A 2,124-nucleotide genomic window follows, 5' to 3' on the forward strand; every position below is an offset into this window, starting at 1 on the left:
CAATCTGTGAGGTATCCCACTTGTACTCCCAGGTGTTGTCAGTCTTGACAGCGACCGGGTTTTCTGCAAGGTGGGCTGCGGTCTTGGTTGGCAGGTCCTTCAGGACGATACCGTTTTCTGCAAGGTTCTGTCCGGTGAGGAACAGGAAGATGTTGCTGCTGTCAGTGTTGGTACCGGTGAGTTTAATCTCATCACCGATGTAGTAGGAACCGTCACCGGATGCGGAGATGGTTACTGCTCCTTTCTCAACTTTGACTTTGACTTTGTCGTAGTCGGAGGTGTCAAGAATTGCAACACCAGTGGTTGCATCATAACTTACCAGTCCATTGACTTTGACGGTGTAGGTCTTGTCTTCGGTGTTTGCTGCGGTGTTGTACTGGACAGTACGTTTTCCGCTTGCATCAGTCTCGAAGAATCCTCCTCCCTGAACAGCTACATTGTTCTCGATGGTGTTATCAAAGAGGAAATTACCTTTGAATCCACTCTGAGACGGCTGGAGTTCAGGGTTGTTGTCGGTTGCAATTGCATTCTCAAGGTAGATTGCATAGACAAACTGAGCTTTGCCGCTGATAGTAACCGTGAACGGGTTGCTGCGAACAACAGAGTCCTTTGCTGCAGTCAGAGTCAGAGTGCTGCTCTGCAGAGTGAAGGAAATCGTGTTGGATTTCTTTGCATAGTCTGCAAATGCTTTCGGAGACTTGTATTCTGCCTGAGCAGTCCAGGTTCCTGCAGTTGCGTCATCGCCTGCTTCAGTCCAGCCGGCAATAGTCTGGGCAGCGTTCAGGGTCACAGCGCCGAATTCGACTTCGTAGACGCCAGTACCAAAGGCTGTGGTCTTACCCGATGCCGGGGTGGTGAAGACAATCTTTGCGACTGCACCAGTCTTCGTTGATGGGACATAGTATGCCGGAGCAACTTTCGGTGCGTTGATCAGGAACGTGATTTCAGTGTCTTTGTTGACGTTCTTTCCATCGATAGAGTCACCAGCAGTTGCACCGGTGCTCGGATTCTGCGTCAGTTCAGCCTGAATGGTGAGTTCCGGATACCAAATGTTTACGGTAGCAACACTGCCCATGGCATTTTCTGTCCATTTATCTGCAACGTAGTAGGTACCGTACTGGCCGTTGACAACTTCTTCGGTCAGATAGAATACACCGTTTGAATCTGCAGAGATCTGATTAACAACACTGGGAGAGCTGCCATCGGAGAACTTCGTTAACTTGGATCCAGTGACTGCAGCTCCATCCGTTTCTACAACTTTAATGTGTTCAAAGACAAATGCATCAGTTCCGTTTGCCACGTCTCTGGTGTCATATCCAGGTGCCGGTGTCGGTGTTGGCACAGGGGTCTGGGCTTTTACCAGAACGCTGACCTGCTGTGCAGGGACCACGTTTTTGGCGGTGATTGTGAATGTGTATGTCGCAGATTTGAGATCAACGGGGTTGTCTGTGTACGTTATTTTTCCGTTACTCAGAGTACCGTTGTAAAGTGCAAGAGTACCGTCAGTCGAAGAGATATTCAGAATGACGTTTGCATTCTCATTAGATGAAACATTCACTGCAAGAGCTGCTGGAATTAAAGAGGTCCCCAGAATCTTAACACCCTGTGCATTGAAGGTTGTATTGTCCTTGTTATATACATAGGTGATTGGAAGGTCTGCACCATCTACAAAGATATCGGTTCCCGTAAAGTTTACTACTCCCGTGGTTGGGTTCTGTTCAATACCACTCAGGACGATGGTGTAGACAATATCCTGTGGGGCAATTGAACCTTTGTAAATTCCTGCATTTTCAAATGTTGCTTCTCCGTTGATATCAGTGGTAACTACGCTGGTACCATTAACGAATGACACTCCTGCTGGAAGCGGGCTGATACCCTCAACAGAATAGTTTGAGAGTGTGTCAATCGCCAGAATATAGTCCTTCCCAGTTAACAGAGAGGGTTCTGACGGATTATTTGGATCAGTCACATTGACGGTTACCGTTGTTGCGGCTGCGGATGCAGCTCCGATAAAGAGCACTGCAACAAGGAAAATCGCCAATGAGGCCATAATCTGTGTTTTTTTCAAATGTAATTCCTCCTAAATGAGGATTCAATCACCCTCACGAAAATTTCCAGAAAATC

Annotated in this window: 1 pseudogene; it reads right to left on the reverse strand. The window is 47.6% G+C overall.

Features of this window, described 5'->3' with window-relative positions:
• Nucleotides 1–2,068, reverse strand: a pseudogene (locus O0S09_RS09925) (hypothetical protein); the annotation flags it as partial.
• Between the last annotated feature and the right edge of the window lie 56 nt (nt 2,069–2,124).

This window comes from Methanocorpusculum vombati (assembly GCF_026891935.1).
In the GTDB taxonomy this organism is placed as follows: Archaea; Halobacteriota; Methanomicrobia; order Methanomicrobiales; family Methanocorpusculaceae; genus Methanocorpusculum; species Methanocorpusculum vombati.